The sequence below is a fragment of the Rhodanobacter sp. A1T4 genome (genome assembly GCF_014207185.1).
Classification (GTDB): Bacteria; Pseudomonadota; Gammaproteobacteria; order Xanthomonadales; family Rhodanobacteraceae; genus Rhodanobacter.
This window is the reverse complement of the sequence record NZ_JACHCP010000004.1, coordinates 353,373-379,529: the sequence shown is the minus strand read 5'-3', so window position 1 is coordinate 379,529 and position 26,157 is coordinate 353,373. Positions and strand designations below refer to the sequence as shown.

Genomic DNA, 26,157 nt, shown 5'->3' with positions numbered 1-26,157 from the left:
CAACCAAGGACTCCCCATCCCCATGGCTCCAAACCTTCCGCCCACGGCAACATCAGGCCAAACCAAGGGCAATCGCTACACCGATTACCCGATGGCACTTGGCGTGCTCACCACGATCTTTTTCATGTGGGGCTTCCTGACCTGCCTCAACGACATTCTGATCCCGCATCTGAAGTCGATTTTCCAGCTCAACTACGCCCAGGCGATCCTGGTGCAGTTCACTTTTTTCGGCGCGTATTTTTTGATGGCATTGCCTTCGGGCAAGCTGGTTGCAGCACTGGGCTACAAGAAAGGCATCGTTGCCGGATTGGCAATTGCCGGTATCGGCGCACTGGGTTTCTGGCCGGCTGCGGCGCTGCATTCGTACAACGCTTTCCTGGCTGCGCTATTCGTGCTGGCCACCGGCATCACTGTGCTTCAGGTCGCCGCCAATCCCTACGTGGCCCTGCTTGGCCCTGAAAGAACCAGCTCCAGCCGGCTGACCCTGGCCCAGGCATTGAACTCACTGGGCACCACGCTGGCGCCACTGTTCGGCGGTCTGCTGATTCTGTCCAACGTGGTCAAGAGCCCGGATGAGCTGGCCAAGCTGGCGCCAGCACAGCAGCTGATCTACCAGACCCAGCAGGCGCATGCCGTGCAGATGCCGTATGTCGGGTTGGCAGTCGTGCTGTTTCTGCTCGCGGTGTTTGTATGGCTGTTCCGCCTGCCAGCGCTGGAAGAAACCACCGAAAAACCGGGCACCGCCAAGCACACGCTGATGGAGGCGCTGCGCCATCGGCACGTGCTGTTCGGCGTGCTGGGTATCTTCTTCTACGTCGGTGCAGAAGTATCGATCGGCAGCTTCCTGGTCAACTATCTGGCGATGCCGGAAATCGGCCACATGACCGAGCAGCAGGCGACGCACTACGTATCGCTGTACTGGGGTGGTGCAATGGTTGGGCGCTTTATCGGTTCGGTGCTGATGGCAAAAATCTTGCCGCGTACGCTGTTGTCCATCTTCGCTGCGGTCAACTCGTTACTGGTACTGACAACCATGCTGACCAGTGGCGACATGGCCGTCTACAGCATTGTGGCGATTGGCCTGTTCAACTCGATCATGTTCCCGACCATCTTCGCCCTCGGCATTGAGCGTCTTGGCACCCTGACCAGCAAGGCATCCAGCCTGCTGATCATGGCCATCGTCGGCGGCGCACTAATTCCGTATGTGCAGGGCGTATTTGCCGACCACATCGGTCTGCAGCACGCCTTCTTCCTGCCACTGCTGTGCTACCTGTACATCCTGTTCTACGGCGTCAGCGGCTCCAAGGTTCGCACCGTCAAGTAAATGATCGGTCAGAGCGAGGCGCTGCGGCGCCTCGCTTTTTTTCGCCTTGTCTTTTCGACCTGCTTTTTTTCAACTCCAAGAACTCAAGACCATGCAACCCATTCTCTGTTTTGGTGAGGCGCTGATCGACTTTCATGCGCAGAGCAACGATGAGCGCGGATTCGCGCAACAATTCGTGCCGTTTGCCGGCGGCGCGCCCGCTAACGTCGCGGTAGCCGTCGCCCGCCTCGGCGGCGAAGCGCGCTTTGCCGGCATGTTGGGCAATGATCGCTTTGGCGACTTTCTGCTCGACCGTCTGCAGCATGAGGGCGTTGGCACCCAGGACGTTGCACGTACCAGCGTGGCCAACACGGCACTCGCATTTGTAACGCACGATGCCAAAGGCGAACGCAGCTTCAGCTTCTATCGACCACCTTCGGCAGACCTGCTGTTTCGCGCCGATCATTTCGGCAACAAGACTTTCGGCGATATCGCCATCTTTCATGTCTGCTCAAACAGCCTGACCGACCCTGATCTGGCCGAAGCCACCTACGAAGGCATGCGCCGGGCACACGAGGCCGGTGCGCTGGTGAGTTTCGACATGAATCTTCGCCCAGCCCTTTGGCCGCAAGGCAGCGAACCACACGCCGCGTTGTGGACGGCTTTGCATCTGGCCGACGTGGTAAAGCTCAGCGCCGAGGAGTTTGCCTACATCGCCGTGGATGGTGAGGAGGCCGCGCTCGAAGCACTGTGGAAAGGCCGCAGCACCTTGCTGATCGTCACCGACGGCAATCAACCGATGCGCTGGTTTCATCCGGACATGGACGGCGAACTGCCGTGCTATTCGGTACCGATGGTGGATGCCACGGCGGCTGGCGATGCCTTCGTCGGTGGACTGCTGTATCAGCTTGCCGCGCTCGATGGTCGCGGAGCCGAACGCCTGCAGCCGCTGCTGACCTCGCTGCCACATTTGCATGCCGTACTGCGCTATGCCGCCGCCTGCGGCGCGATCGCCGTCGGTCGCCAGGGCTCGTTTACCGCGATGCCAACCGATGCCGAAACCAAACACTTCATGGAGACGCACGCATGAGTTCCGACACGCACAACAGCTCACAAACCGCCGCGCCAGATTTCCGCTCGGCGGATTTCCTGCGCAAACACATCGCCCACACGATGGCGTTCTACCATCCGCGTGCGATCGATCCGGCAGGTGGCTTTTTCCATTATTTCAAGGACGACGGCACGATCTACGATCGCAACCATCGCCATCTGGTCAGCAGCACACGCTTTGTCTTCAACTATGCGATGGCATCGATCGAATTCGGCAAGCAGGCCGCTCTGGCTAATGAGTACCTCGACGCCGCCCGCCATGGCTTGCGCTACCTGCGTGACGTGCATCGCAATCCGAAAAGCGGCGGCTACACGTGGACAATCCGCGACGGCCTGCCGGAAGATCGCACCAACCATGCCTACGGCGTGGCCTTCGTGCTGCTGGCTTACTCCACCGCACTGAAGGCCGGCATCACCGAGGCCGGCGCCTGGATGGATGAAACCTGGCAACTGCTCGAACAACGCTTCTGGGATGTCGAGGCTGGTCTGTATCGTGACGAAGCTGATGCCGACTGGCACTTCAGCAGCTACCGCGGCCAGAACGCCAACATGCACATGTGCGAAGCCATGCTGGCCGCATATCAGGCCAGCGACGATCCACGCTATCTGGAGCGCGCGCTCACGCTGGCCGATCACATGACCCGCCGTCAGGCTGCGAAGGCGAACGGACTCGTATGGGAGCACTACGACAGCGAATGGAACGTCGACTGGGACTACCACCGCGATAACCCGAAAGACCTGTTCCGCCCATGGGGATACCAGCCCGGTCACCAGACCGAATGGGCCAAGCTGCTGATGATCATGGAACCGCTGCTGCTCGAGCGCGGCCGCGAAGAGAACTGGCTGCTGCCCACCGCCATGCATTTGTTCGACACCGCGCTGGCACGGGCATGGGATGAGAAGAACGGCGGCATCGCCTACGGTTTTGCGCTGGACGGCAGCGTCTGCGATGGCGACAAGTATTTCTGGGTCCAGGCCGAATCGCTGGCCGCCGCCGCCTTGCTGCACGCGCGCACCGGGCTGCCGGTCTATGACGATTGGTACGGGAAACTATGGGCTTACGCGTGGGAACATTTTGTGGACCACAAATACGGTGCCTGGTACCGGATTCTCACCGTGGACAACCGCAAAATGGATGACGAGAAAAGCCCCGCCGGCAAGACCGATTACCACACTATGGGAGCCTGCTATGAGGTGCTGGCCCTGATAGAGTCGGGCGGCGTTCCCTGACCCACTTCCCCGCACGAGAGTCGCATGAATCTTTTCACTCCAGGGCGGCTCGCTGCCGCTCTCACGCTCTTTATGCTTTCAGCCAATGGTGTATCAGCGGCCGGTCCCGCGGCGGCGGATGCAACCGCATCGCGCTTCAATCCGCAGCAAACCTTCGCGCCCTACGCGTATCCGCAGCCGGCCAACGCGTTCCGTTCCGCCAGCGGCATGCCCGGCCCGCTGTTCTGGCAGAACCACGCGGACTATTCGATCAAGGCCACACTGGATCCGGCCAGCCGCAAACTCAGCGGTAGCGAAATCATCACCTATACCAACCACAGCCCCGACGCGCTCGACGTGCTGTGGCTGCAGGTGGAGCAGAACCGTTATCGCAAGGATGCACGCGGCGCCTTCAGCGATAGCTTCCCCACCGAATTCACCGATGGCGAAACCATCGAATCGGTACAGGTCGAGGACAGCGCTGGCAAACTGCAGAACGCGACCTGGGTGATCTCCGACACGCGCATGCAAGTGCGCCTGCCGACCACGCTGAAAGCCAGGGATGGTCAGCTGCGCCTGCATATCCGCTGGAGCTACACCGTACCCGGCGAATTCGGTGGCCGCACCGACGTGAACCACAGCAAAAACGGCGACATCTTCGAGATGGCGCAGTGGTATCCGCGACTATGCGTGTACGACGATCTGCGCGGATGGGATACCGCGCCCTATCTCAACAGCGAGTTCTATCTGGAATACGGCGACTTCGACTATTCGGTCACCGTACCCTGGGACATGATCGTGACCGGCTCCGGCGAGCTGCTCAACCCTGCCGACGTACTTACCGCCACCGAGCAGCAGCGGCTCGAACAGGCGCGGCACAGCGATACCACGGTGATGATCCGCACGGCCGAGGAAGTCACCCAGCCGTCCAGCCGGCCAAAGCAGAACGGCACGCTGACCTGGCACTTCCGCATACAGAACAGCAGAGATGTTGCGTTCGGTGCATCCAAGGCTTATGTCTGGGATGCCGCACGCATCAATCTCCCCGCCGGCAAAACAGCGCTGGCGATGTCGCTTTATCCAGTGGAGAGCGCTGGCGACAAGGCCTGGAGCCGCGCAACCGAATACCTCAAGGCATCCACCGAATATTTCTCGGCGCAGTGGTTTCCCTACCCGTGGCCGGTGGCCGTCAACGAGGCCGGTACCGCGGGTGGCATGGAATATCCCGCCATCACCTTCGACGACAAGACCGCGAGCGGCAGCGACCTGCACGCACTGATCGCCCATGAGATCGGCCACAGCTGGTTCCCGATGATCGTCGGCAGCAACGAACGCCGCGATGCGTGGATGGATGAAGGCTTCAACACCTTCATCGATATCTACGAAGCCGACCACTTCCACAACGGAGAATATGCGCCCAAGCGCGACGGCGAATACGCCCCCGGCAAGGGCACGCCGGCCGACCAGATGGCCAAGGTACTGACCGATACGAATGCCCCACCGCTGCTGATCGGTGCCGACATGGTGTCGGAGAAATACCGCCATCCGATCACTTACTTCAAAGGCGCCTTCGGCCTGCAGCTGCTGCGCGAACAAATCATCGGGCCAGAGCGTTTCGATCCCGCGTTCCGCCGCTATATCGCCACCTGGGCCTACAAGCATCCTAGCCCCTCGGATTTTTTCCGCTTCATGGAAAGCGAAACCGGCGAAGATCTGGGCTGGTTCTGGAACGCCTGGTACCAGCACAACTGGCAGCTCGATCTCGCGGTGCAAAAAGCCGTCTACGCCGGCGGCGATTTCCACAAAGGTCTCGATGTCACCATCGCCAACCTCGACCAACTGGCACTGCCAGCAACACTCGAAGTCATCTACGACGACGGCAGCAAGCAGGACGTCCGCGTGCCGTGGGAAACCTGGCAGCAACACCGCACCTACGTTGTCCACGTCGCCGGCACGCGCAAGGTGAAATCCGTCACCATCGATCCCGAGCACGTGCTGCCAGATCGCAATCGAAGCAACGACGTTCTCATGATGAAATAAAACTGAGCGAAGCCTCACCAGATACAAAAAGAGCCCGCCTTTCGGCGGGCTCTTTTTGCAATCCATGCAGGAATCAAGCACTCGAATTAAAACAGAATATCGTCGTCATCAAAGCTGCCGTTACCGGCCGGTGCCGACTGGGCTGAGCGCGCGCTGACCATAATCATCACCGCAGCCATCCATGCCACCGAGCATCTGCATTTCGCTGGCGATCACGTCGGTGCTGTAACGTACGACGCCGACCTTTTCGGCGTGCTTGTCCGTCCAGGATTCGGACGTAGCAATTGTTGATCGAGGTGATCGCCGTGCTGAACGCGAGACGGCTGCATCCATTGATCGCCTCATCGCGCTCGCGTATCACATTCAAAGTTGGGGCACGAACGGTCATTCTGGCAGTGCCAGCGACCGGCATCATCCACCTGGTGACGGATGCGGAGCGGCCTTAGTCGAAATCGATGCGTTGTCCAGAATAGGCATGGATGTGAATATTGCGAAAATACCGAATAGACTTTTGAACACCATTTAGCAACACTCGGTAATGAACATTACGCGCAATGAAACCAATCGCTAAGGTTTAAGTGACTCGTGTAATTAAAGCGTTGTTTTATTGAGAATGGTGGGATCGAGAACTATTGCAACCACCGCGCAAGTTCGTGTCTCACAAGCAACTACATCTCTAATAATGAGGTTGGACAGCTTATGTTGAAGAACACAACTCAAGGCCCTCGGGTCACATCGATCATCGGAACCCTGGCATTCATGGCCACGGTTGGGCTCTCCCTCACTGGCTGTACGAACACCGGAACGCCTGCGTCCGGGTCCGGGGCGGACTCGGCAGACACCAAGCAGACGGTCAAGGCCTCGAGCGGTCCGACCTGTTCCCTCTCTGATTACCACGGCCAAAAGATTGATCTGAAGGATGCGGTCGTCGGTTTCTCGCAATCGGAGAAGGAAGACAACCCATTTCGCATCGCCGAAACCAAGTCGATTACCGACGAGGCCGCCAGGATCGGAGTAAAGCGCTTTATCAAGACCAACGCGCAGTCGACGTTGTCCAAGCAAATCTCCGACATCCAGGATCTGATTTCGCAGGGTTCACAGGTTCTCATCGTTGCGCCGCTCAATTCCGATGGACTCGAGCCGGCGCTTTCTGTCGCCCGCGCGAAGAACATTCCGGTGCTCACTATCGATCGCCAGTTGAACGCCACCGCGTGCAAGGACTATGTTTCGTTCCTCGGATCAGACTTCGTCGAGCAAGGCAAGCGCGCGGCAGACCAGCTGATCACCGGGACCCAGGGCAAGGGCAATGTCGGCATCCTGCTTGGGGCCTCCGGTAACGGTGTGACGACCGGCCGCACGAAGGGTTTTGTCGACGAGATGGCTGCGAAGGCACCCGCGATCAAGATCGTGGCGCAGCAAACCGGCAACTTCGACCGCTCGACCGCCCAGTCAGTGACCGAGCAGCTGTTGCAGGCGCACCCGGAAATTTCGGTCATCTACGCCGAGAACGATGAGATGGGTCTTGGAGCCCAAGCCGCGATCATCGCCGCCGGCAAGAGCCCAGGCAAGGACATCCAGATCTATTCTGTCGACGGAACCAGGAATGCCGTCTCGCAAATCGTCGCCGGGGCCTACAACGGTGTGATCGAATCCAACCCGCGTTTCGGACCGCTCGCATTCGCCACGCTCAAGACGTTTCTCTCTGGATCCCCTGTCAGTCAGAACATCGTTATTGACGACACGCAATACGATTCGTCGAACGCGGCCAAGAGCGTGAATTCGGCCTTCTAAGAACCACGCGCGCGCGACGTCGGCTGGTCCGGCGCCCACTGGATGTGAAGAGAGGCAAGCATCGTGACGATCGAGCCGCCGACCACGGCGCCGTTACCGGGTTCAGTCGAAGCACCGGTACTCGAGGCGCGTGGCGTCACGAAACGTTTTGCCGGTGTGACCGCACTGCGCTCCGTGGACTTCGCGGTGCGACCGGGCGAAAGTCTCGCACTGATGGGCGAGAACGGCGCTGGAAAATCCACCCTGATCAAGGTATTGACCGGCGTTTACCAGCCGGACGAGGGCGAGTTGCTGCTTGGCGGATCGATCGCAAAGTTCGCCCGCCCGCTCGATGCTCAGCGAGCCGGGATCTCGACCATCTACCAGGAAGTCAACCTGATTCCGCTGATGTCGGTCGCACAGAATATTTTTCTCGGACGCGAACCGCGCAACCGCTTCGGACTCATCGACTTCACCAAGATGGTCGCTGACGCCCGCGGACTGCTGGACGTCTACGGCATCGACGTGGATGTTCGCAAGCCGCTTCGCAGCCTCGCGCTCGGCGTCCAGCAGATGGTGGCCCTCGCCCGATCGGTCAGTATCAATGCGCGCATCGTCATCATGGACGAACCGACATCATCGCTCGAAGCGCGCGAGGTCGAGACACTTTTCTCGGTCGTGTCACTGCTGCGGGAGCAAGGCATCGCGATCGTCTACGTGAGTCACCGAATGGATGAGATCTACCGCGTCGCCGAGCGCATCGTCATCCTGCGCGACGGGGCAGTCGTGCGCGTCGGCCAACTCTCAGACATACCGCGAGTTGAACTTGTTTCGCTCATGCTCGGCCGGTCGGTCGAGAAAGTCAGGAGAAGCGGAAGCACCGCTTTCAGCGCGACCAACGCAAGTACGGCGCCGCCGGTTCTCGTAGCGGAGGATCTCAGTCGCAGGCATCAGATCGACGGTGTGGACATGCAGATCAGGCCGGGTGAGGTCGTTGGACTGGGCGGTCTGCTCGGCTCCGGGCGATCCGAAACCCTCAAGGCGATCGCCGGTGTGATGCAGCTCGATCGCGGCCGGGTGACCGTGGACGGCAAGCCCGTACGCAGTGGCTCGGTGCCGGCGGCCATCCGCGCCGGCATCGTGATGCTTCCGGAAGACCGCAAGGCCGAGGGGATCGTTCCGAACCTTTCCGTTCGCGACAACATCGTTCTTGCCGCCCTTCCGCGACTCTCTCACGCCGGATTTTCCTCACGGCGCAATCAGGATGCCGTGGTCGAGGTCTTCATGAAGAGGTTGCACATCAAGGCATCCTCACCCGACCAGATCGTGTCGGAACTCTCCGGCGGCAACCAGCAGAAGGTGATGATCGCGCGCTGGCTCGCCATGCGCCCGAAGGTCCTTCTGCTGGACGAACCGACCCGCGGCATCGACGTGGGTGCAAAAGCCGAGGTGCAGGCGCTCATCGACGAACTCGCACGCGAGGGATTGGCGATCGTGCTGGTTTCCTCAGAGGTCGAGGAAGTGGTCGAGGGTTCGGGCCGCGTCATCGTTCTGCGCGACGGATCCATTGAAACCGAACTGCAGGGCGCCGATGTCGACGAGGAGCATCTGCTTGCGGCTCTTGCCGGAGTGAACGAATGACCGAACAGACCATGACGGTCTCGCTGCCAACGCGCGGAGTAGGGCTCGGCATCCTCCAAACCTACGGCGTCTATCTCGCCATCATTGTGCTGCTGCTCTACAACTTCTTCTTCACACCGAACTTCTTCAACATCGGAAATTTCCGTACCCAGTTCGTGCAGGTCGTTCCCGCGTTGATCGTCGCGCTTGGCATGGCGCTCGTCATCGGAACCGAGGGCATCGACCTTTCTGTCGGTGGCGTGATGGCGCTTGCCGCGGCGGTCATGCCGCTCTATATCGGCTACGGGCTGATTCCGGTGGTGATGATCGCGATCGTTGTCGGCGGACTCGTCGGCGTGATCAACGGATCGCTCGTGGCCTTCATCGGTGTGCAACCCATCGTCGCGACGCTCTCGCTCATGGTGACCGGGCGTGGAATCGCCCTGCTCATCGCCCATGAGCAACTGGTATCGATCACGGATCCGACAATCCTGGCGATCGGACGCGGCACTGTCGTCGGCATTCCCTGCAGCATGATCATTGCCGTCGTGGCCGTTCTGCTGATCGCGGTGCTGGTGAATCGCACGACCTTCGGCAAGCAGCTGATCGCGATCGGTGGAAGCCGCCGGGCGGCAGAGCTCTCCGGTTTACCGGTCAAGCGCATCCTTCTCATGGTCTACATACTCTGTGCTGTGCTTGCAGCGATCGCCGGAATCATCGGCACCGCGCGCCTCGGAGCATCCGTGCCGTCGACGCTCGGCAACTTGATTGAGCTGTCGGCGATTACGGCTGTCGTCGTCGGTGGAACCCCGCTGACCGGCGGCCAGGTGAAGGTCATCGGTACGATCGCCGGTGCCGCCCTGCTGCAGTTCATCAGCGCCACACTGAACCAGCACAATGTGCCGGATGCCTATTCGCAAATCGCCCAGGCCATCATCATCCTCTTCGCTGTCTATATCCAACGTGGAAGGCTGGCCGTCCGATGACCGTCGCGATTGAACAGAGCGTCAAGCCAGCCGTCGACAACCGGGCGCGTCGGGAGCTCATCGCCAGTGTGCTGCAGAGCTACGGCGCCGCGGTGGCGCTCGTCGTTCTTCTCGTGGTTGGTGCCTTCTCCTTTCCCACCTTCCTGACGTTCAGCAACCTCAGCAACATTCTTACGCAATCATCTTTTCCTCTGATCGTCGCTGTCGGAATGACCTTCGTCATTCTCACCGGGGGCATCGATCTCTCGGTCGGCTCGATGTTCGCGCTCGGTGGCGTGCTCGCGGCCTATGGTTCGAGCTGGGGCATTGTGGGCGCAGTCGTTCTTCCCCTCGTCGTCTGCGGCATGATCGGACTGTTTCAGGGGCTGCTCGTCGCGTACGGAAAGATGGCACCTTTCATCGTGACGCTGGCTGGATTGCTCGCCGTGCGCGGGCTGGTTCTTGCCGTTACCAACGGCGGATCCACGACGCCGCTGATCAAGAACCCAGCATTCACTGCCGTCGGTCAAGACGGTATTTTCGGCATCCACTGGACGGTCATCGTGGCCTTGGTTGGCGTGATCCTCGGCACGCTGGCGCTCAGCCGAACGCGCGCGGGCCAGTCGATCTTCGCGGTCGGCGGTTCAGAAAGCGCATCGATATTCATGGGCCTTCCCGTCGCGCGGGTCAAGCTCAGCGTGTACATCGTGAGCGGGCTGTGCGCCGGCGTCGCAGGCGCGCTGAACGCAGGATATTCGTCCTCGGGAGTGCCGATAGTCGGAGTCGGCCTCGAACTCAGCGCAATCTCGGCGGTGGTCATCGGCGGAACGCTGCTTGTCGGTGGGCGCGGAAGCCTGGTGGGAACGCTCGCCGGCGTGCTGCTGCTGAGCGTCATCCAGAACATGATCAATCAGGTCGGTTCACTCAACTCGTCCGTGCAGGCCGTGGTTTCCGGTGTATTCCTGGCGATTGTCGTCGTTATCCAGACGGTACTTTCACGGTCGCAGCGCCTGTAAATCGGGTGCTCCTTCGGCATGCGCCTCCGAAAAGAGGAATAGCTATCTGATGTCGGGCAGTGATCTTCATGCGCTGATTGAGCACGAGATCGGCCACAGCTGGTTTCCGATGATCGTCCGTAGCAACGAACGCCGCGATGCGTGGATGAACGAGGACACTACACTCTGGCTTCAGGCCGCCGAAAATAAAACAAAGTTGCCAATGCGCCGATATGCCACGTACGCGATCATCGACCACGCAACGAACGTGAGTTTATGGGGAGTCGACACTGGCACACCAATAACCGCCCTGCCCGCAGCAATTACAGCAACTGTGAGCAGGGCGAGCTGGCTACGGCTCTATCAATGCTTCGCCATCACTGCGTATTGAGCGCCTGGTAAGGCATTCCGTCGTTCACCGACCACAGGACCGGGTATGGGCAGTCATTACGCGGCGGCAAACCCTTGAACCGATTGGTAAGATAATGCAGTGCTGGCAACGCACCCTCGATCGCGGCGATCCCATGCACGACGACGCCAACCGGAGTGCCATTTGAAAACGGCAACGGTGTCGAAGTGCGCATCACTTCCACATTGGCGCCCGCCTTGCAGTACTTCAGTGCGACTTCGTTATCTCCGGTCACCGGCACGAATCCATCGAACTCATCGTTATAGTTGAGGATCGGCATATCCGGTACGAGCGGTTGATCGACAAGGCTGTTAACAGGAAAAAGAATGCCGCCTGGCGGGGAATTCACCAAATTGACACTCGGATTAATCGTGTAATTCTCAAGTGGTCCGTCGAAAGCGAAGGTGATGGCCTGCGTGATGAGGCACTGGTTCTGATTGGCCGCCGCCGCTAGCAACTGATTGCCTGCGGCATTGAAATATTGCGCGACCCCTGCATTGGGGTAAGCACGCGACAGACCGACCACTGCCTGCGGCAGTATGCCCTCCTCCAGGGTGCCATCGTTGGCCTTATACACGACGCTAAGATCGGAATTGGACGCCGCACCCACCGTTGCACCAACGATGTTCAACTCCGGCGCATAAACCTGCCTCAAAGCTGCTGCCCAGCCCGCCGCCCCACCACCACCCGAGTAGCCAGAGAGACCAACCGGTGTCGTAGACGACAATCCGTCTGGCGCGTAATGCAATGCTGCGCGGATACCATCGAGCACGGCATGTCCCGCCTGTGCACCAGCGAGCCATTCCGATTGCGGCCCTTCATAGTCGGCAATCGCGACCGCGTAGCCTTCGGTCAATGGAATCAACCCAAGTAACATGTCAAGTTGGCTGCCCGATGCCTGGCTAGCTGGTTGCCCCAGTAGTCCCGCACGAAGGGTATACGACGGTTCGCATATGTTCGACACTGAATCCTCGGCACTCTCGAAGGCGACCAACGGACGCGTGCCACTGCCGCTCCACGTTTCCTGAGGAACCAGAATAGTCACCACTTCGGCCACCGGCTGGTTATTGGAATCTGTGGATTTGTACAGCACCTGATAGGCATTGATCTTCAGGTTCTGCAATGTGCTGATTGCGGGCAGGAGCGCCGCGCCTGCACTGCCCAACTGATTGGTGACATTTGTAGATAGAAACGGCAGCAGATATTCCGCATTGATCGTGCGATCGCTGAGTATCATCCCGTTCGGCAAAGATGCGTAACCGGCCGGTGGAACATAGAACGGATCGCGGTTCGGTGGCGGAACAATAGTCTGCGCCCTGACGGAACTGGTGATGGCACCTGTCAAGGTGAAAACCAACGCCAGTGCCCCTGCCATAAAGCTTGCTTTCTTCATCGCACTACTCCCATTGCCATTTGCATTAAAACCCCAGACTGCAGTGTGGTGACACACAAGCCTCTACCGCGAGCAGTCGACCGAATGGCTGACACAACGACCGACGTCATCACGACAAGTGTCATCGACACAACGACGCGGCTTAAGCCACTTCTGCGGTGCTGTATCGAGGTATTTCTGTAAAGAGGAAAATTCTGACGAGATGATCGGCTGCACCCCCCATACCATGCGAGAGACTCAAAGGATCCAACAGAAGGCTGGCCGCTCCAGTCGTTGGAGCCGTTACTGCGCAGGCAGCCGGTCGCCCACAGGCAATCGATACCGCATGGGCTACTGCTAAAATGGCCACGAATCGAACAGTCATACATACGCCCCTCCGAACTCACCAATGCGATGCCCAGGACGACCGCCTACTGGACATCGTTAAACTGGTAAGACTCCATACCAATTTGCAAGTTACGCTCACGATGTAGCTTTGCAAGCTGCACTGCCACAAAAATGGATCACGCCTTTGAAGGTGAATAACGCAGAAAACCGTCGGTACCGGAGTCGCACGACCGCCGAGCGCCGAACTGAACGCCGCGACAAACTGATCGAGGCGGCGACGGAAGCCTTCGCCAGTGACGGCTATAGCAACACTTCCATAGAACAGCTTTGCTCGATGGCTGGGATTTCTGCGCGAAACTTCTATGAAGAGTTCGGGAGCAAGGAAGAATTACTTCACACTCTTTACGACGACATCAATGTGCGTGCGATTGAAGCCGCCGCGTCCGCCTTAGCAAAGGCGGACCCTTTGGATTTCAAGACTCGTGCCCGTGCAGGTGTCACTGCCTATCTCAAGACGATGACGGCCGATAGACGTATGGCGCGCATCGCTCATATTGAATCAGTGGGAGTAAGCGCCGCTATGGAGGCTCATCGGCAGGCCGCTCTGAACGTGTTCGCTTCGCTCATCAAGCAAGAAGCGAATCGTTTGGCGAAAATCAAACTAGCGCCGAAACGAGACTTCTCTTTGACGGCAATTGCACTTGTTGGAGCGATCAGGGGACTCGCTGTCGCTTCAGTCACCCCGGGCGACAAGCCACAGAGTCTGGAAAAAATCGCGGCTGAGGCAACTCATCTCATCGTTGCTGCAATACTCCAGTCGCCCGCCTGACCCCAAACCGCATGCTGGCTTTCTAAACCTGTGTCCAGCCGTGCCAGAGCAATCGACGTCATACTCTGATGACTGACAAAACATTATCGCCGAACACCTTCAATGCAGCATCGCGGCTCGGTTCGGGCTATTCGACTGGCTCCACGCCAATACGCAGATCTCTATTCGTAAAGCATAAGTTGTAACAAAGTGTCGAACGATGATCATTTGTGCTCGTGCCTCAACAAGTAGTTGACCACGTTCACGTATTCCTTGAAATTCAGGCACTCGTTCTTCTCTGTATCGAATATCGGCATTCACAAGAGAGATAAGGGAGACCCGTAGCTCTAGGTGTAGCGCACTGTCTTGCGCTGATCATTACGGAAGCACACGGCACCCCACCATCTCACCCCATTCACCCGCGCCGCGGAACAAATCCAGGCACTCCGGTCTCCACCACCGCGTTCAATCGGATGCTCGTCGTGATGCGATTTTGCATTTCCTGCATGGCGTCTTCGGGCAGCAAGGAGATATCGAAATTCTCCCGGATATGCGTGGGGTTAGTTGACGTGGTGAGCAATGCCGTACCGCGCTGCACAGCCCACGCCAGCGCCACTTGTGCCGGAGTCTTCTCGACACGTTGGGCGATGGCCTTGATCACCGGGTCGTCCGTTATTCTCGGTTCCATGCCATGACCCAATGGCGCGAAGGCAAGCAGCACGATTCCATGTTGCCGACAAAAGTCGAGTAGCTCCCACTCGGGAAGATAAGGATGGCACTCGACCTGCACCACGGCGGGCTTGATGCGTGCCACCGCGACGATCTCTTTCAGCTTCGGCAGCGTGATGTCGGATAGTCCGATGGCCCTGCACCTTCCCTCATCCACGAGACGCTCCATCGCCCGCCACGTCTCAACCAGCGTCACCCCCGCGTCATAGATCGGCTCATCCTGTTCATTCCTCGGATGCTGTTCGTCGCCCGGCGGAAAGGCAAAGGGCGTATGGATCAAATAGCAGTCAAGGTAGTCGAGCTGAAGACGACGGAGGCTTGCTTCGAAGGCTGCTTTGACTCGATCGGGACGATGATTGTTGTTCCATAGCTTCGTGGTGACGAAGAGCTCCTCTCGGTTGACCGTCCCGGCTTCAAAAGCCTCTCGCATAGCATCGCCGACCACGTCTTCGTTACGGTAGACCTCCGCGCCATCGAGGTGTCGGAATCCGACCTCCAACGCGACTTTGATGGCTTGCTTGGCCACGATGCGATCTGGAATCAACGTACCGAATCCGACCGCAGGGATTGCTCCGACCCCATGGGCCAGTGGAATTCTTGTATTACGAAAACGCTCAAAGGCATTCATGTGTGTGCTCTCTTGTCGTAATCCATCTGCCGTGCTGACGACGCGTGGCGCAGCTCGTCGAGATGCTGGATGAAAGGTACGCGTGACCACCTCGTACCGGGTTCCTGCCGCGTACGCGGCCTCTTACCTCAACTGAAACCAGACCTCTACCGAACTACCTGCTGATCGTCGGCCCAGATCATCGGTCGACCAGCCCCGCGCCCGAATTCCCACCATCTTGAATTTTGTACATGTTCGAATAATAATCATGGCGAAGATGAGAGGTCAAGATTTTTATGCGCTCAGGAACAAAAAAGGACGAGACCGAGAAAAAGCCCCGAGGGCGGCCACGCGCCTACGATCCGGAAACTGCGCTCCGGCTGGCGGCGGCGACATTCTGGAAGACCGGTTATTCGGGCACCTCGCTCGACGACATTTCTGCTGCGACCGGCATGAACCGGCCGAGCCTTCGTGCGGCGTTCGGCGATAAGCACGAAATCTATGTCAAGGCGCTAAGCCGCTACTGGGAATTCAAATTTGAGTCGATGCGTAAAGCATTCGACAGTGGCGGGAGCTTGGCCGCGACGTTGATGAGGATCTACGACGCATCACTGTCAATTTATTTCTCTAACGACGATCAGGCGCTTGGATGTTTCGTGGTCGGCACCGCCATTACCGAGGCGCCCGGCGACCCGGAGATCCAACGCATTGTTGCGGAGGGGTTTCGTACGCTCGATGCCAACTTCGAGGCGCACTTCAAACTGGCGCGTGCCGCCGGAGAATTGAAACAGGACGCTGACCTCAAAGCCCTCGCCCTGCTCGCCTCGGCGACGATGCATACCCTGGCCATCCGCGCTCGCGCCGGCGCCTCCCACAACGACCTAAGGAAGCTCGCACAGAAAGCGGTGAGCGTGATCTGCTGATGACCGGTCGATTTGATCTATCTCCCCGAAGGGAATATCGGCTCCTTTTCGGATCGAGCTCGACGCCTGCCCGAGTTTGCGAGGCCTACGATGACTGACGAGATCCCGGATATCATTGCCGCAGGCCTCAAGGTGCTGTTCTGCGGAATCAACCCTGGAATGACGGCAGCCGCAACAGGACACCATTTCGCTGGTAGAAGTAATCGCTTCTGGCGGGTTATCCATCTGGCTGGCTTTACCCCTGAGGAACTACAGCCGCAGGAAGACCACGCGATACTCAGATACGGCTGCGGTGTGACGTCGGTAGTGAAACGGCCGACGGCGCGTGCAGATCAGCTTTCGCCAGAGGAATTCATCGCTGCCGCTGCCGAATTCGAGCGGAAGATTGCACGCCATGCGCCACACTTCGTCGCCTTTCTAGGTAAGGCGGCGTACTCCGGGCTTTCAGGTCAACGAGACATCGCCTGGGGATTGCAACCAACTCGCATGGAAGGCGCTTTAATTTGGGTTCTGCCCAACCCTAGCGGGAGAAATCGTGCGTTCGGTCTCGACCGTCTGGTCGAAGCGTACCGTCAACTTTGTCTAACAGCGGTTGCCACTTCCAATGGCGATGACTTCGTAAAGCCAGTGACCCGGTAAAGCGCCGAACGAGTGCACCGGTACGCTTTGGCAAGCCGGCGCATTCCAGCAAGATACGGTATGCATGGTCGGACAACGCGTATGGAGAGCTCGGTGGTTCAAAAAGAAACTGCGTCGATCATCTGGCCAGGTACCCCCTTGTCCCGTGCGTTCTTTGATCGGACCGCGCCCACGGTAGCACCACAGCTGCTCAACAAGATCCTGGCAGCAGCGGATGGCCGGGCGGGTCGCATTGTGGAAGTGGAGGCTTATGTCGGCGCCATCGATCCAGCGGCGCATACGTACCGGGGAAAGACGCCACGAAATGCGATCATGTTTGGACCACCGGGGCACATGTATGTCTATTTCACGTACGGCATGCACTGGTGCTGTAACTGCGTGTGTGGCCCTGAGAGCGATGGTAGCGGTGTGCTCATCCGTGCGCTGGAACCCTTGCGCGGGCTTGAGCAAATGCGCGCGGCGCGCCCACGGACAGCGCGTGATCGTGATTTATGCCGCGGGCCAGCTCGCCTGACTCAGGCGATGGGCATCAGCGGAGTTCAAAATGGGATTGATCTGGTTGGCACCCATGATGGCTTTACTGTCATCGACGATGGCATGGCTCCCCCCAAAGATCTAACAGGCGGACCTCGTATCGGCATCAGCCTAGGCAAGGATCTCCCATGGCGGTGGAGTGTGCCTGGCAGCCGTTATGTATCAGGTACGATCGCGCAGCAAAACTGACTCTTGAAGCATGTACTGAGCGCAGGGCAGGTGACCTGTGAGCAGCGATCCGCGATTTCACGGTGCTGATCGAAGCCGTGATCGGCACGCTTCGACGACAGCTAACCATCGGCACCAAAAGCGATGGTAAATGTCCACTCCAGAAAAGCAAAAACCCCCGATTTCTCGGGGGTTTTTAGGTGAAAAACGACAATTCTGATCTAAGGTACGTTTTAGAACGGGATATCGTCATCATCGAAGCTGCTGTTTCCGGCCGGTGCCGACGGCGCTGGCGCTCGCTGGTTGTAGTCGTCGTTGCCGCGTGACTGGCCACCACCACTGCTGCGTTGACCGCCGGAGCTCTGCGGACGCTCACGCTGACCGCCACCACCACCACCGCCTTCCTGGCCGCCAAGCATCTGCATTTCGCTGGCGATCACGTCAGTGCTGTAGCGCTCGACGCCGGCTTTGTCGGTGTACTTGTCGGTGCGCAGCGAACCTTCGATATAAACCTGACGGCCTTTCTTCAAATAATCACCGGCGATCTCGGCCAGTCGGCCGAACAGCTTCACCCGGTGCCACTCGGTGCGCTCCTGCTTTTCGCCCGACTGCTTGTCGGTCCACGACTCGGACGTGGCAATGTTGATCGTGGTGATCGCCGTACCGCTACCGGTGTGGCGCATTTCCGGATCTCCGCCGAGATTGCCGACCAGAATGACTTTGTTGACGCCACGTGCCATATCACTAACCTCACTGTGCGTGGCCAATGCCGAAACATCGACCGCTGTCAATAATTGCCGGCCGCACACGATTTCCGCGCGCCCGACGGCCTCCCATCATAGCCGCCCGCGACCGTTTCGGCATTCAGGATGCCAAGCCGCTGCATCCATCGGTCGTATCGACCCGTAATTAAGCGTTGTGACTCTTCGCATCGGGCGATGCCTGCCCGCCCGCGGCAAACCCCACCGCTACGGGAGAAAACCCTTGACGATGACCGTCCATGGCCACGCTTGTGCGTTTGGCCTGACACTTGGCCTGGCCGCCACGGTCGCCGCTGCAGCTGGCGCACCCACAGATTCCGACTCCGTTCGCTACGTCGAAGGCAAGGCATCCGCCTCAGATGGCCACCTGATGTACACCGAATCCCACTGGATCTACGACGACGGCGGCAACCCGTCGCGGTTGGTGCTGTATCGCTGCCCGGATGGAAAGCCGTTCGCCCGCAAGACACTCCACGACGATGACAGCCCCCAGGCGCCCGATTTCGAGCTGGATGATGCCCGTACCGGCTACCGGGAAGGCGTGCGCAGCAGTGGCGGCAAACGCGTGATCTTCGTGCGCAACGACAAAAATGCCGCCGAGCGCACCGCGGCATTGGATACCTCACCCATGCCGGTGATCGATGCTGGCTTCGACGCCTATATCCGCACGCACTGGGACACGCTCGGCAAGAGCGGCGACACCTTGCCGTTTCTTCTCCCCAGTCGGCTAGGCACGCTCAGCTTCAGGGTCAAACGCCAGGGCGATACCCAGATCGACGGCCACGCCGCGCGCCAGTACCGGCTCAGCCTGGACAGCATGATCGGCTTCGCCTTGCCACACCTCGATGTTGCCTACGATGCCAAAACCCACGAGCTGCTGAGCTTCAGCGGCATCGCCAATATCCGCAGCAGCGATGGCAAAAACGTCGACGCGAAAATCCTGTTTGATCCGTCGAAAAACAAGGACGTCAGCCGCACCGATCTCGACAACGCCGCCAAGGCGCCACTGAATGGGCAGTGCAAGATTCCGTGATTTCAAAGTAGGTTGGGTGGAGCGTAGCGATACCCAACGATATGCTGGCGACCGATGCATCAATGACGCGCTACTGAAGGCAGCCCGTCATTGATGCATAACTTGTTACTTGGAACCATGATGTTGGGATTCGCTTACGCTCATCCCAACCTACTCCAGCGAGGTGTCGCTCGAGGGTGAGCTACCGCAGCACTAGCTCCAGCTATCGTCACCGCCACCGCCGTCGAACGAGTCGCCGCCGCCACTGTTATCGTCCCAACTATTGTCGTTGTTGCCGGTGTCAATGGGATCGCGGCGCAAATCGTCGTATGCCTGATCCTGCGGGTTGGATGCAGCGTTATTGCCGGACTGGTAATCGCCACGCTCTTCTTCCTCGCGACGCTCATGGTTTTCGTAGGCATTGACGGCGGCCGCACCAAGCACGCCACCGGCCAGTCCACCAAGCAAACTGCCGCCGATACCGGATCCGCCTTGCGGTCCTTGCTGATAACCCGGCGGCGGATACGGTCCATTGCCATACGGGTTTTGCGGGCCGGGCGCACCGTAACCCTGGTTGTAGCCCTGATTATTGAACGCACCCTGCTGGCGGCGACGGAACCAGCCAAACAACAGGACGACGATCACGGCGCCGATCACCCAGGGCCAGATGCTGCCACTCGAACGCTGCCCGGCCACGGGCTGCTCGGCAGCGGCATAAGGCTCCGCTCGCGTCGAGGCTGTGGGCCGAACGCTGGTGGGCGCTGCAAGCGCCTGATTCAGCTCCGACTGAAAGTGCTCGAAGCGGGCCGGATTGGTGAAACTGATCTTCGGATCAAGCTGCTTGGCCTGAGCCGCCTCTTTCTGCGCATCGCCAATATTGCCCTGATGAGCCAGCACCTGCGCCAGCAGATAGTGCGCCTTGGCGCTTTCCGGATGCTCGACGATCGCCTGGCGCAGCTCCTGCTCCGCCAGCGTGTAATTGCCTTGCTGCAGCGCCGCCTCGACTTCCTTCGGACCATCGGCGGCGAAAGCCGTGGCGCTCACCAGCAATACCAATAGTCCCGTCAACCAAAGCTTTTTCACGTATATCTCCAATGCGCGACCCAGGCAGGTCGTTTATGTTGAAATTAGGTCACCGACATAGAAGAACAAGGCTTAGATAGCAGTATCAGCGTACAGCTGAGACAGCGAATTTGACCTGATGTTTCTTCAAAACGGTATTGTGGGCAGGCTATGGGCTGGAAACCTGTTGCTTAACGCGAAGATGACGCCCGATAACGGCCATCGTCATACATGACGGGCATCCACGCATACGCAGCCCCGCTTCGCTACCGCCTGGCACTGGCGGGGCTGTCATGTTCTCCGCGTAGGTGCGCAACGTTTCGCCCAGCACAGGATCGGGAACGGCATCGATCAACCAGGCGTGGCCCAATCTGCCGTCCGGTTTGAATGCGAGCAGATAATTCACAAATCCCGCTGATGCGCGAAAAGTACGTCTTGCTTTTTTGAGCTGAGTCGACGATTCGTTTCACCAATTTCGCTGCATAGCCTTGGCAACGTCACGAGCTGCTCTTGGATGTCCGGCAAATCACTTTTAACGAAGGCACATAGCAAAATAGTTACAGTCCAGTTGCTCGATTGAGCTGGACGATTCTGATTCGGATGTGTGATTAGAAATCGTACGTACCAGTCAGCAACAGGCTGCGCCGGTTACGCAGAGGCACGAAGGTCTCGTCAAAGTCGTCGCTGTACAAGCGTCGACCAAACAGGTTCTTGACGCCCAAGGTCATGCTCCATTGATGTGCCTGGTAAGACACGTTGGCATCCACGCTGGCCTGTCCGGGAATATGGAAATAGGTATCGTCGTCCGTCGTCTGCCCCAAGCTACGGCTGCGCGCGAGTACACCAGCTGCGGCGCCCCACCCCTGCAAAACACCACTCTGGACACGGTAGCTGGCCCATAGATTGAAGCGCTGCCGAGGCGAGCCTGTAGCCAGCGTACCGTCGTGATTGAGAACGCGGGCCTGGGTGTAACTGGATGTGATATCCATGCCTGGCGCAATGCGGCCGGTGAATTCGATCTCCACGCCCCGGTTGGTCTGACCGGGGCCCGGAATCGCGAAATAAGGCGGCTCCAACGAGAACAGATCGACGCTGCGATCCAGCATGATGCGATACCACGACGCAGTCAGTCGGACACGATTGTCAAACAGATTGAACTTGGCTCCTGCTTCGATCTGACGCGACATGGCAGGCGCTAGCGGCCGGCCGTTTTTCCCCAACAACGTGTCAGGCTGGAAGCCACTGGCTGTGCTGCCGTAGAACGCGATATTGGGTGTCATCTTGTAGACCAATCCCGCGTTGGGTACCCACTGTGCTTTTTGCAGGTTCCACGGATTGTCGTTCTCGTCATAAGTGGAAAGCTCGTACGCCGAGCGTCGCAGAGCAAGCAGCAGCTCCCAATGCTGACCTACCGTGATCTGATCTTGCAGGAACAGACCGCTATCGGTCGACCAGGCACTTCCAGGCTGATAGAAATCCGTGGTGGGGTCGAGCACAGCCCGGACGGGCAATAAACTAGGCGACGAGAAAATATTGTATGGCCCGCTGCCGGCATCGTTGAAAACATAGTCGCTGCTGCCAACGCGCGAACGCGAGTAGTCGAAGCCGACCGTGACGTTATGCGTGAGCATGCCCTGATAGAAAGTCGCCGTTATATCGTTCTGCAGGGTGTAATACGCATCGGCATAGCGATAGGACTCCGCGGTGGCATCGACGTCTCCATCCGGCGTGGGATCGTCCAGAATCCAGGTCTGCAGGTTGGTTCGCTGATGCACATATTGACCACGACTGCGGATCATCCAGTCGTTGCCGAGCTGCTGCTCGAAAAGGTAGTAAAAGCGACTCGTCTGAAACGTGGAATGATCGCTCGGATTACCTAGAAGAATGCCAGGTGGCGAGCTGGAACCCACGCTGTCATCGAGCAATATCGTATGGTCGGGAATGGGTACGCGGTTGACTGTGCGCTGGACGCCGACGATGAGCTTCGTGCTATCGCCCTGCCATCCGATGGAGGGCGCCACATAGCTACTGCGCTGACCGTGATAACCCTGCGCAGTGTGATCGGCGTATTCACCGGACAACACCAGTCGATAGGTCAGTCCATTGTTGTTGCCTAATGGCCCGGCCAGATCGACGCCCAACTGCACATCGCCATAGCGTCCCACGGTGTAACTCAGTTCGTGCACCGGCGTGCTCTGCGGCTTTTTCATCACCACGTTGATCAAGCCGCCAAAGTCGTCATTGGACGATGAGTCGCCCACAATGGCTTCAGGACCCTTCACTACTTCGACACGCTCTACCCCAATCAATGGCGGGTAATCGCCCGATCCATCGATACTGTTGAACATACCGTCGGTCATGCCGTTGCCGGTGTAGAACCCGCGTATCTGGAAAAGCGGCAAACCGTCAGAACCATCGAGAGATTGCACGCCCGCCACGTTACGCACCGCATCCGCCACCGTGCGGATCTGCTGCGAATCCATCAGATCGCGGGTGACGATACTTATCGATTGCGGCACATCGATCAGACTTTCATCGCTACGCGTGGCGGCGCTGGTCACGTCGGCCAGATAACCTTCGTCGTGTGCCAATCCCGTCGCATCTACCGGCGCCAGCAATTTAACGCGCGCCGCCACAGCACTACTCGCTGCCTTCCCGCCTTTGGGCGAAGTGGGTACCGCCGGCTTCACAACGACGGTTTCCGCATCGATGAACGCGTAGCTCAAGTTCGTATTTTGCAAAAGCGTCGTGAGCGCGGCATCGACGGTGAACATGCCTTTTATACCCGTCGAGCGCAGCGAGGCAATCGTTTCACTCGCCGTAAGCACCTGCACGTTGGCTTGTTTACCGAACGCGACCAACGCGGTAGCCAGCGACTGCGACGGAATGGCAAACCCGGTATGCGCGACTGTCGATCGCACGCGTGCAGGCGTCTCCGCCGCACCGACAGTGTTCACCGGTAGCGACAGACATGCGCAGACAATCAGGAGTGCGATCCGACCCATGGCCTTCGCTTCCTTCCCTAAGCGAAAACCGCCAGTTTGCCATGCCCTACGACGGATGACAGCACGAATGTGACCCACCAGAGCAAGGCCCTAAAGCCAAGCTGAGACCAAACGCGGCCGTAGGGAGCGACCTTTACAGGGCGCAAGGTCGCCGAAACCATCAAATGCGCCTTTAACTTACCCACGTCTGCCAGCAGGAACAGATAACCGCAGCCTAGGGACTGGGCCTGCGTTCTGCATTGGAAAGGATCACCTGATCGGCGCCCCTGCTGACACGTAACGGAAACACCTGCGGCAGCGCCCCCAGCCATTGGTCGATCGCGTCGGTCTTGATGGTGCCGGTAAAGGTCAGCACTTCCAGATCGGCATCGGCAATGTGTACCGGATGGATGCTATAGCGATTGACGTTGGCGATCACCACTTCGAGCGGCTCGTTGATGAATTCGAGTCGATCGCTGCGCCAGGCCGTCGCTTGCTCGGGCGTCACCGGACTGATGCTCATCGCCGATGCATCCGGATCGTAAGACACCCGTTCGCCTGCCACAGCCTCCAGCATGTGCGGGCCATGGGTGTCATGGTCGGCCGTGCCGCTCCCGTCGAAAATCTGCACTCGTCCTTCGGTCACCGCAATCGTCACCCGTTGCCCACTGCGACGAATATCGAACGCGGTACCGATGTCACGAATACTGACATTGCCCACCGTCACGATAAACGGCTGTTTGGCGTTATGCGCCACCTGGAAAAATGCCTCACCGGCACCGAGTTCGACACGGCGCTCGCCCCGCGTGAACCGTGTGGTCAACATGGACGCTCCTCCCATCGCCACGGTCGAGCCGTCTGGCAGATTGATGGTGCGATTCTGTGCCACCGCGCTCGTATATGACGCCGTTGTCACGGATGCATTGAAGGTACTCCATGCGACATAACCACCGAACAAGGCGATTACCGCGGCAGCCGCGGCGGCCAACGGTAACCACGAGCGTCGGGCCACCACTGGTGGCGCGAACTCGTCGATCCACTGGCGCCGGGTGAATGCGTCGATGGTGCCAAGTCGTTCGCCCAGTTCCGTCACCCGCTCGAACGCTTCCATATGGCTGCGGTCGGCCCGGGTCCACGTCAGCCACTGCTCTATCGTTTCATCGGAGCCATCGTGATCGCGCAAGCGCAACCACCAGTCGGCTGCGGTATGCAGCGTCTTTTCGTCAGGAATTCCGGGCATCACGGTATCTCCATTTCGTCGACACGCGCGCGACAGTGGGCCAATGCATTAGTAACGTGATAGCGCACCATGCGCTCGCTGAGTTTCATCACCTGCGCAACGATGTGGAAATCGCGCCCTTCGATTACATGCATGACAAACGCCTGACTGGTTTTCGCTGGCAGCTCGCGAAGCGCTTTGCGTAGTTCCCGCCATTGCTCGCCTGTCGTTACATGGCGCTCGGGTACGGGAGGAAGGTGCAATTCATCGGCGGGCAGTTCAATTGGCATATCGTTTCGCACCTTGCGCATGCGCAATCTGTCCAGGGCAAGATTCGATGCGATCCGGAATAAGTAAGCACGTTGGGAAACAACCTCATCAGGACGCTCCAATGTGAGCATGCGCACATAAGCCTCCTGGGCGATCTCCTGGGCGTCGGAAAACGAATTGAGCCGACATTGCAAAAAGGCAATCAACGCGCGATTGTGTTCGCGGAACAAAGCCGCCACGCGAGCGGCCTGTTCAGTCGATGTGTCCAAGTCAGTGGGCTTGCCTAATGTATCCACGAGGCTTCCAGACGATCACATGGCGACGATTCGAGCGATTCTAACTCGTACGCTGGAACGGTCTTGACACGATGCACGGGAAAAATCTCCAGCGTTGCGGTCAATAACTGCTCGGCCTCTATCCGCAGCGCTTCGCGCCGACGAAATGCCGAGCGATGGTTACTGGCGACGTCGGCCTCTGTTTTACGAATCGGCATGCCAGGCAGTACGAACCAGCCATCCCCGCCATCATGACCCTTTTGCTCCAGCCAGAATGCGTCATAGTCGGCCTGAAAAACGCTTCGCGCACGACGCAGAGGATGCGCGGCGTTACCTACCGCCACTATGCGCTCTATTCCATGGTGTCGAGCAAACGCATAGACCAATGAAAGCATAAGCTGCTTGGGACGCATGCCATACATATTCCGCGTCAGATCACGAACCGTGTCCTTCGCCTCTGCACCGTCCGGCCCCTGTAAACAGCCAATGGCGATGGTGGGATCAGCGTCGATCACGCTGAACACGATGCGATAGAGCGGACGGTCGCGAACATCGCTGAGCTGCAGGCACAACTCGCCTTCGCAGCCGAGGAAAATCGGTGGCTGCAGACATATTTTGAGCTGGCTGCCGTCTTTCAAGGTCAAATAGCCGAGTGTCGCGTTGCCGTAAATGTAAATTGCCTCGAACAGCAGACTTGGCAACTCAGTGAGTGCAAAACGGTAATGCTGCCGAATGCTCTGCAGCCGTGCCTGACGGTTCCACTGCACATGCATATAACGATGGAAATGGCGCTCCAACAACCGCGGATCCCTGCATCGATAGCCATCCAGGCGTCGATTGCCGTAAATGAAGCTCAAGTGGCTTACATGCTGCCGTGGCATGCTCAGCGTACGCACGATGTATTTGGTCGCAATCAATCCGCGTTTCAGCGGGGTGCCGTGCCAGTCGAACCGGCCACGCAAAGAACGCAACAGATATGCCATCGCATGGAAGACGCCTGAGAAGTAACTCACGCCTGATCGTTT

General features: G+C 58.7%; 23 protein-coding genes. 14 read left to right on the top strand and 9 right to left on the bottom strand.

The features are described 5' to 3' along the window. Positions 1 to 91: 91 nt before the first annotated feature. The 4 genes from fucP to HDE80_RS10355 all read left to right on the top strand — a co-directional run bounded on the left by fucP (position 92) and on the right by HDE80_RS10355 (position 5,662). Positions 92 to 1,324, top strand: coding sequence for an L-fucose:H+ symporter permease (gene fucP, locus HDE80_RS10370; protein ID WP_255483695.1), 1,233 nt, complete (start codon positions 92 to 94; stop codon positions 1,322 to 1,324). Between the two features lie 91 nt (positions 1,325 to 1,415). Continuing rightward, the gene (locus HDE80_RS10365; RefSeq protein ID WP_184670561.1) at positions 1,416 to 2,393 is read left to right on the top strand and encodes a carbohydrate kinase; all 978 of its coding nucleotides are present in this window, start codon (positions 1,416 to 1,418) and stop codon (positions 2,391 to 2,393) included. After that, entirely contained in the window at positions 2,390 to 3,643 is a 1,254-nt protein-coding gene (locus HDE80_RS10360) for an AGE family epimerase/isomerase (RefSeq protein WP_184670559.1), read from the top strand. Before HDE80_RS10365 ends, HDE80_RS10360 begins: the two co-directional genes overlap by 4 nt. 24 nt (positions 3,644 to 3,667) lie before the next feature. Next, positions 3,668 to 5,662, top strand: coding sequence for a M1 family aminopeptidase (locus HDE80_RS10355; RefSeq protein WP_184670557.1), 1,995 nt, complete (start codon positions 3,668 to 3,670; stop codon positions 5,660 to 5,662). Positions 5,663 to 5,782: 120 nt separating this feature from the next. Here HDE80_RS10355 and HDE80_RS10350 read toward each other — a convergent pair whose 3' ends face one another. Beyond that, positions 5,783 to 5,995, bottom strand: a complete 213-nt coding sequence (locus HDE80_RS10350; protein ID WP_184670555.1) for a hypothetical protein — start codon at positions 5,993 to 5,995, stop codon at positions 5,783 to 5,785. A gap of 366 nt (positions 5,996 to 6,361) precedes the next feature. Here HDE80_RS10350 and HDE80_RS10345 point away from each other — a divergent pair, with 366 nt between their 5' ends. From HDE80_RS10345 to HDE80_RS10325, 5 genes are all read left to right on the top strand, one after another. Next, positions 6,362 to 7,453, top strand: a complete 1,092-nt coding sequence (locus tag HDE80_RS10345) for an ABC transporter substrate-binding protein (protein WP_221437510.1) — start codon at positions 6,362 to 6,364, stop codon at positions 7,451 to 7,453. A 63-nt stretch (positions 7,454 to 7,516) separates the two neighbouring features. Beyond that, a complete protein-coding gene (locus tag HDE80_RS10340; RefSeq protein ID WP_184670553.1) occupies positions 7,517 to 9,073 on the top strand; it encodes a sugar ABC transporter ATP-binding protein in 1,557 nt (518 codons plus the stop codon). Continuing rightward, the gene (locus tag HDE80_RS10335; protein WP_184670552.1) at positions 9,070 to 10,038 is read left to right on the top strand and encodes an ABC transporter permease; all 969 of its coding nucleotides are present in this window, start codon (positions 9,070 to 9,072) and stop codon (positions 10,036 to 10,038) included. The genes HDE80_RS10340 and HDE80_RS10335 overlap by 4 nt, the downstream gene beginning before the upstream one ends. After that, a complete protein-coding gene (locus HDE80_RS10330) occupies positions 10,035 to 11,033 on the top strand; it encodes an ABC transporter permease (RefSeq protein WP_184670551.1) in 999 nt (332 codons plus the stop codon). The genes HDE80_RS10335 and HDE80_RS10330 overlap by 4 nt, the downstream gene beginning before the upstream one ends. 49 nt (positions 11,034 to 11,082) lie before the next feature. Next, on the top strand, positions 11,083 to 11,403 hold the full coding sequence (locus tag HDE80_RS10325) for a hypothetical protein (RefSeq protein ID WP_184670550.1): 321 nt from the start codon (positions 11,083 to 11,085) through the stop codon (positions 11,401 to 11,403). Here the strand turns inward: HDE80_RS10325 and HDE80_RS10320 are convergent. Beyond that, a complete protein-coding gene (locus tag HDE80_RS10320; RefSeq protein WP_184670549.1) occupies positions 11,390 to 12,814 on the bottom strand; it encodes a lipase family protein in 1,425 nt (474 codons plus the stop codon). The two genes, HDE80_RS10325 and HDE80_RS10320, sit on opposite strands and share 14 nt — an antisense overlap. A gap of 475 nt (positions 12,815 to 13,289) precedes the next feature. On the opposite strand from HDE80_RS10320, the gene HDE80_RS10315 reads away from it, so the two are divergent. Then, positions 13,290 to 13,970 carry a TetR/AcrR family transcriptional regulator gene (locus HDE80_RS10315; RefSeq protein WP_184670548.1) on the top strand — a complete coding sequence of 227 codons (681 nt, stop codon included), beginning with the start codon at positions 13,290 to 13,292 and terminating at the stop codon, positions 13,968 to 13,970. 394 nt (positions 13,971 to 14,364) lie between these two features. Here the strand turns inward: HDE80_RS10315 and HDE80_RS10310 are convergent, their stop codons facing one another. Then, a complete protein-coding gene (locus HDE80_RS10310) occupies positions 14,365 to 15,306 on the bottom strand; it encodes an aldo/keto reductase (protein ID WP_184670547.1) in 942 nt (313 codons plus the stop codon). Positions 15,307 to 15,581: 275 nt separating this feature from the next. On the opposite strand from HDE80_RS10310, the gene HDE80_RS10305 reads away from it, so the two are divergent. From HDE80_RS10305 to HDE80_RS10295, 3 genes are all read left to right on the top strand, one after another. Beyond that, positions 15,582 to 16,208 carry a TetR family transcriptional regulator gene (locus HDE80_RS10305; RefSeq protein ID WP_184670545.1) on the top strand — a complete coding sequence of 209 codons (627 nt, stop codon included), beginning with the start codon at positions 15,582 to 15,584 and terminating at the stop codon, positions 16,206 to 16,208. Positions 16,209 to 16,298: 90 nt separating this feature from the next. After that, positions 16,299 to 16,847 (top strand): G/U mismatch-specific DNA glycosylase, encoded by a 549-nt coding sequence (gene mug / locus HDE80_RS10300; protein WP_184670543.1) that lies wholly within the window; start codon positions 16,299 to 16,301, stop codon positions 16,845 to 16,847. Positions 16,848 to 16,940: 93 nt separating this feature from the next. Continuing rightward, positions 16,941 to 17,570 carry a DNA-3-methyladenine glycosylase gene (locus HDE80_RS10295; protein ID WP_345776437.1) on the top strand — a complete coding sequence of 210 codons (630 nt, stop codon included), beginning with the start codon at positions 16,941 to 16,943 and terminating at the stop codon, positions 17,568 to 17,570. 212 nt (positions 17,571 to 17,782) lie between these two features. Here HDE80_RS10295 and ssb read toward each other — a convergent pair whose 3' ends face one another. After that, complete coding sequence (gene ssb / locus HDE80_RS10290) at positions 17,783 to 18,289, bottom strand: single-stranded DNA-binding protein (protein ID WP_184600687.1); 507 nt, start codon at positions 18,287 to 18,289, stop codon at positions 17,783 to 17,785. 244 nt (positions 18,290 to 18,533) lie between these two features. On the opposite strand from ssb, the gene HDE80_RS10285 reads away from it, so the two are divergent. Continuing rightward, positions 18,534 to 19,343 (top strand): hypothetical protein, encoded by an 810-nt coding sequence (locus tag HDE80_RS10285; RefSeq protein ID WP_184670539.1) that lies wholly within the window; start codon positions 18,534 to 18,536, stop codon positions 19,341 to 19,343. Between the two features lie 192 nt (positions 19,344 to 19,535). Here HDE80_RS10285 and HDE80_RS10280 read toward each other — a convergent pair whose 3' ends face one another. From HDE80_RS10280 to HDE80_RS10260, 5 genes are all read right to left on the bottom strand, one after another. Next, positions 19,536 to 20,405: a bacterial transcriptional activator domain-containing protein gene (locus tag HDE80_RS10280; protein WP_184670537.1), complete on the bottom strand. Its 870-nt coding sequence runs from the start codon at positions 20,403 to 20,405 to the stop codon at positions 19,536 to 19,538. A 587-nt stretch (positions 20,406 to 20,992) separates the two neighbouring features. After that, positions 20,993 to 23,389, bottom strand: a complete 2,397-nt coding sequence (locus HDE80_RS10275) for a TonB-dependent receptor (RefSeq protein WP_184670535.1) — start codon at positions 23,387 to 23,389, stop codon at positions 20,993 to 20,995. Between the two features lie 214 nt (positions 23,390 to 23,603). Next, positions 23,604 to 24,608, bottom strand: coding sequence for a FecR domain-containing protein (locus HDE80_RS10270; protein ID WP_184670533.1), 1,005 nt, complete (start codon positions 24,606 to 24,608; stop codon positions 23,604 to 23,606). Next, entirely contained in the window at positions 24,608 to 25,153 is a 546-nt protein-coding gene (locus tag HDE80_RS10265; protein WP_184670530.1) for a sigma-70 family RNA polymerase sigma factor, read from the bottom strand. The genes HDE80_RS10270 and HDE80_RS10265 overlap by 1 nt, the downstream gene beginning before the upstream one ends. Next, complete coding sequence (locus tag HDE80_RS10260) at positions 25,141 to 26,145, bottom strand: DUF535 family protein (protein ID WP_184670528.1); 1,005 nt, start codon at positions 26,143 to 26,145, stop codon at positions 25,141 to 25,143. Before HDE80_RS10260 ends, HDE80_RS10265 begins: the two co-directional genes overlap by 13 nt. Between the last annotated feature and the right edge of the window lie 12 nt (positions 26,146 to 26,157).

Coding starts and splice junctions, on each gene's coding strand:
- fucP (WP_255483695.1), top strand. CDS start 92: ATGGCACTTGGCGTGCTCACCACGATCTTTTTCATGTGGGGCTTCCTG.
- HDE80_RS10365 (WP_184670561.1), top strand. CDS start 1,416: ATGCAACCCATTCTCTGTTTTGGTGAGGCGCTGATCGACTTTCATGCG.
- HDE80_RS10360 (WP_184670559.1), top strand. CDS start 2,390: ATGAGTTCCGACACGCACAACAGCTCACAAACCGCCGCGCCAGATTTC.
- HDE80_RS10355 (WP_184670557.1), top strand. CDS start 3,668: ATGAATCTTTTCACTCCAGGGCGGCTCGCTGCCGCTCTCACGCTCTTT.
- HDE80_RS10350 (WP_184670555.1), bottom strand. CDS start 5,995: ATGGATGCAGCCGTCTCGCGTTCAGCACGGCGATCACCTCGATCAACA.
- HDE80_RS10345 (WP_221437510.1), top strand. CDS start 6,362: ATGTTGAAGAACACAACTCAAGGCCCTCGGGTCACATCGATCATCGGA.
- HDE80_RS10335 (WP_184670552.1), top strand. CDS start 9,070: ATGACCGAACAGACCATGACGGTCTCGCTGCCAACGCGCGGAGTAGGG.
- HDE80_RS10330 (WP_184670551.1), top strand. CDS start 10,035: ATGACCGTCGCGATTGAACAGAGCGTCAAGCCAGCCGTCGACAACCGG.
- HDE80_RS10325 (WP_184670550.1), top strand. CDS start 11,083: ATGTCGGGCAGTGATCTTCATGCGCTGATTGAGCACGAGATCGGCCAC.
- HDE80_RS10320 (WP_184670549.1), bottom strand. CDS start 12,814: ATGAAGAAAGCAAGCTTTATGGCAGGGGCACTGGCGTTGGTTTTCACC.
- HDE80_RS10310 (WP_184670547.1), bottom strand. CDS start 15,306: ATGAATGCCTTTGAGCGTTTTCGTAATACAAGAATTCCACTGGCCCAT.
- HDE80_RS10305 (WP_184670545.1), top strand. CDS start 15,582: ATGCGCTCAGGAACAAAAAAGGACGAGACCGAGAAAAAGCCCCGAGGG.
- mug (WP_184670543.1), top strand. CDS start 16,299: ATGACTGACGAGATCCCGGATATCATTGCCGCAGGCCTCAAGGTGCTG.
- ssb (WP_184600687.1), bottom strand. CDS start 18,289: ATGGCACGTGGCGTCAACAAAGTCATTCTGGTCGGCAATCTCGGCGGA.
- HDE80_RS10275 (WP_184670535.1), bottom strand. CDS start 23,389: ATGGGTCGGATCGCACTCCTGATTGTCTGCGCATGTCTGTCGCTACCG.
- HDE80_RS10270 (WP_184670533.1), bottom strand. CDS start 24,608: ATGCCCGGAATTCCTGACGAAAAGACGCTGCATACCGCAGCCGACTGG.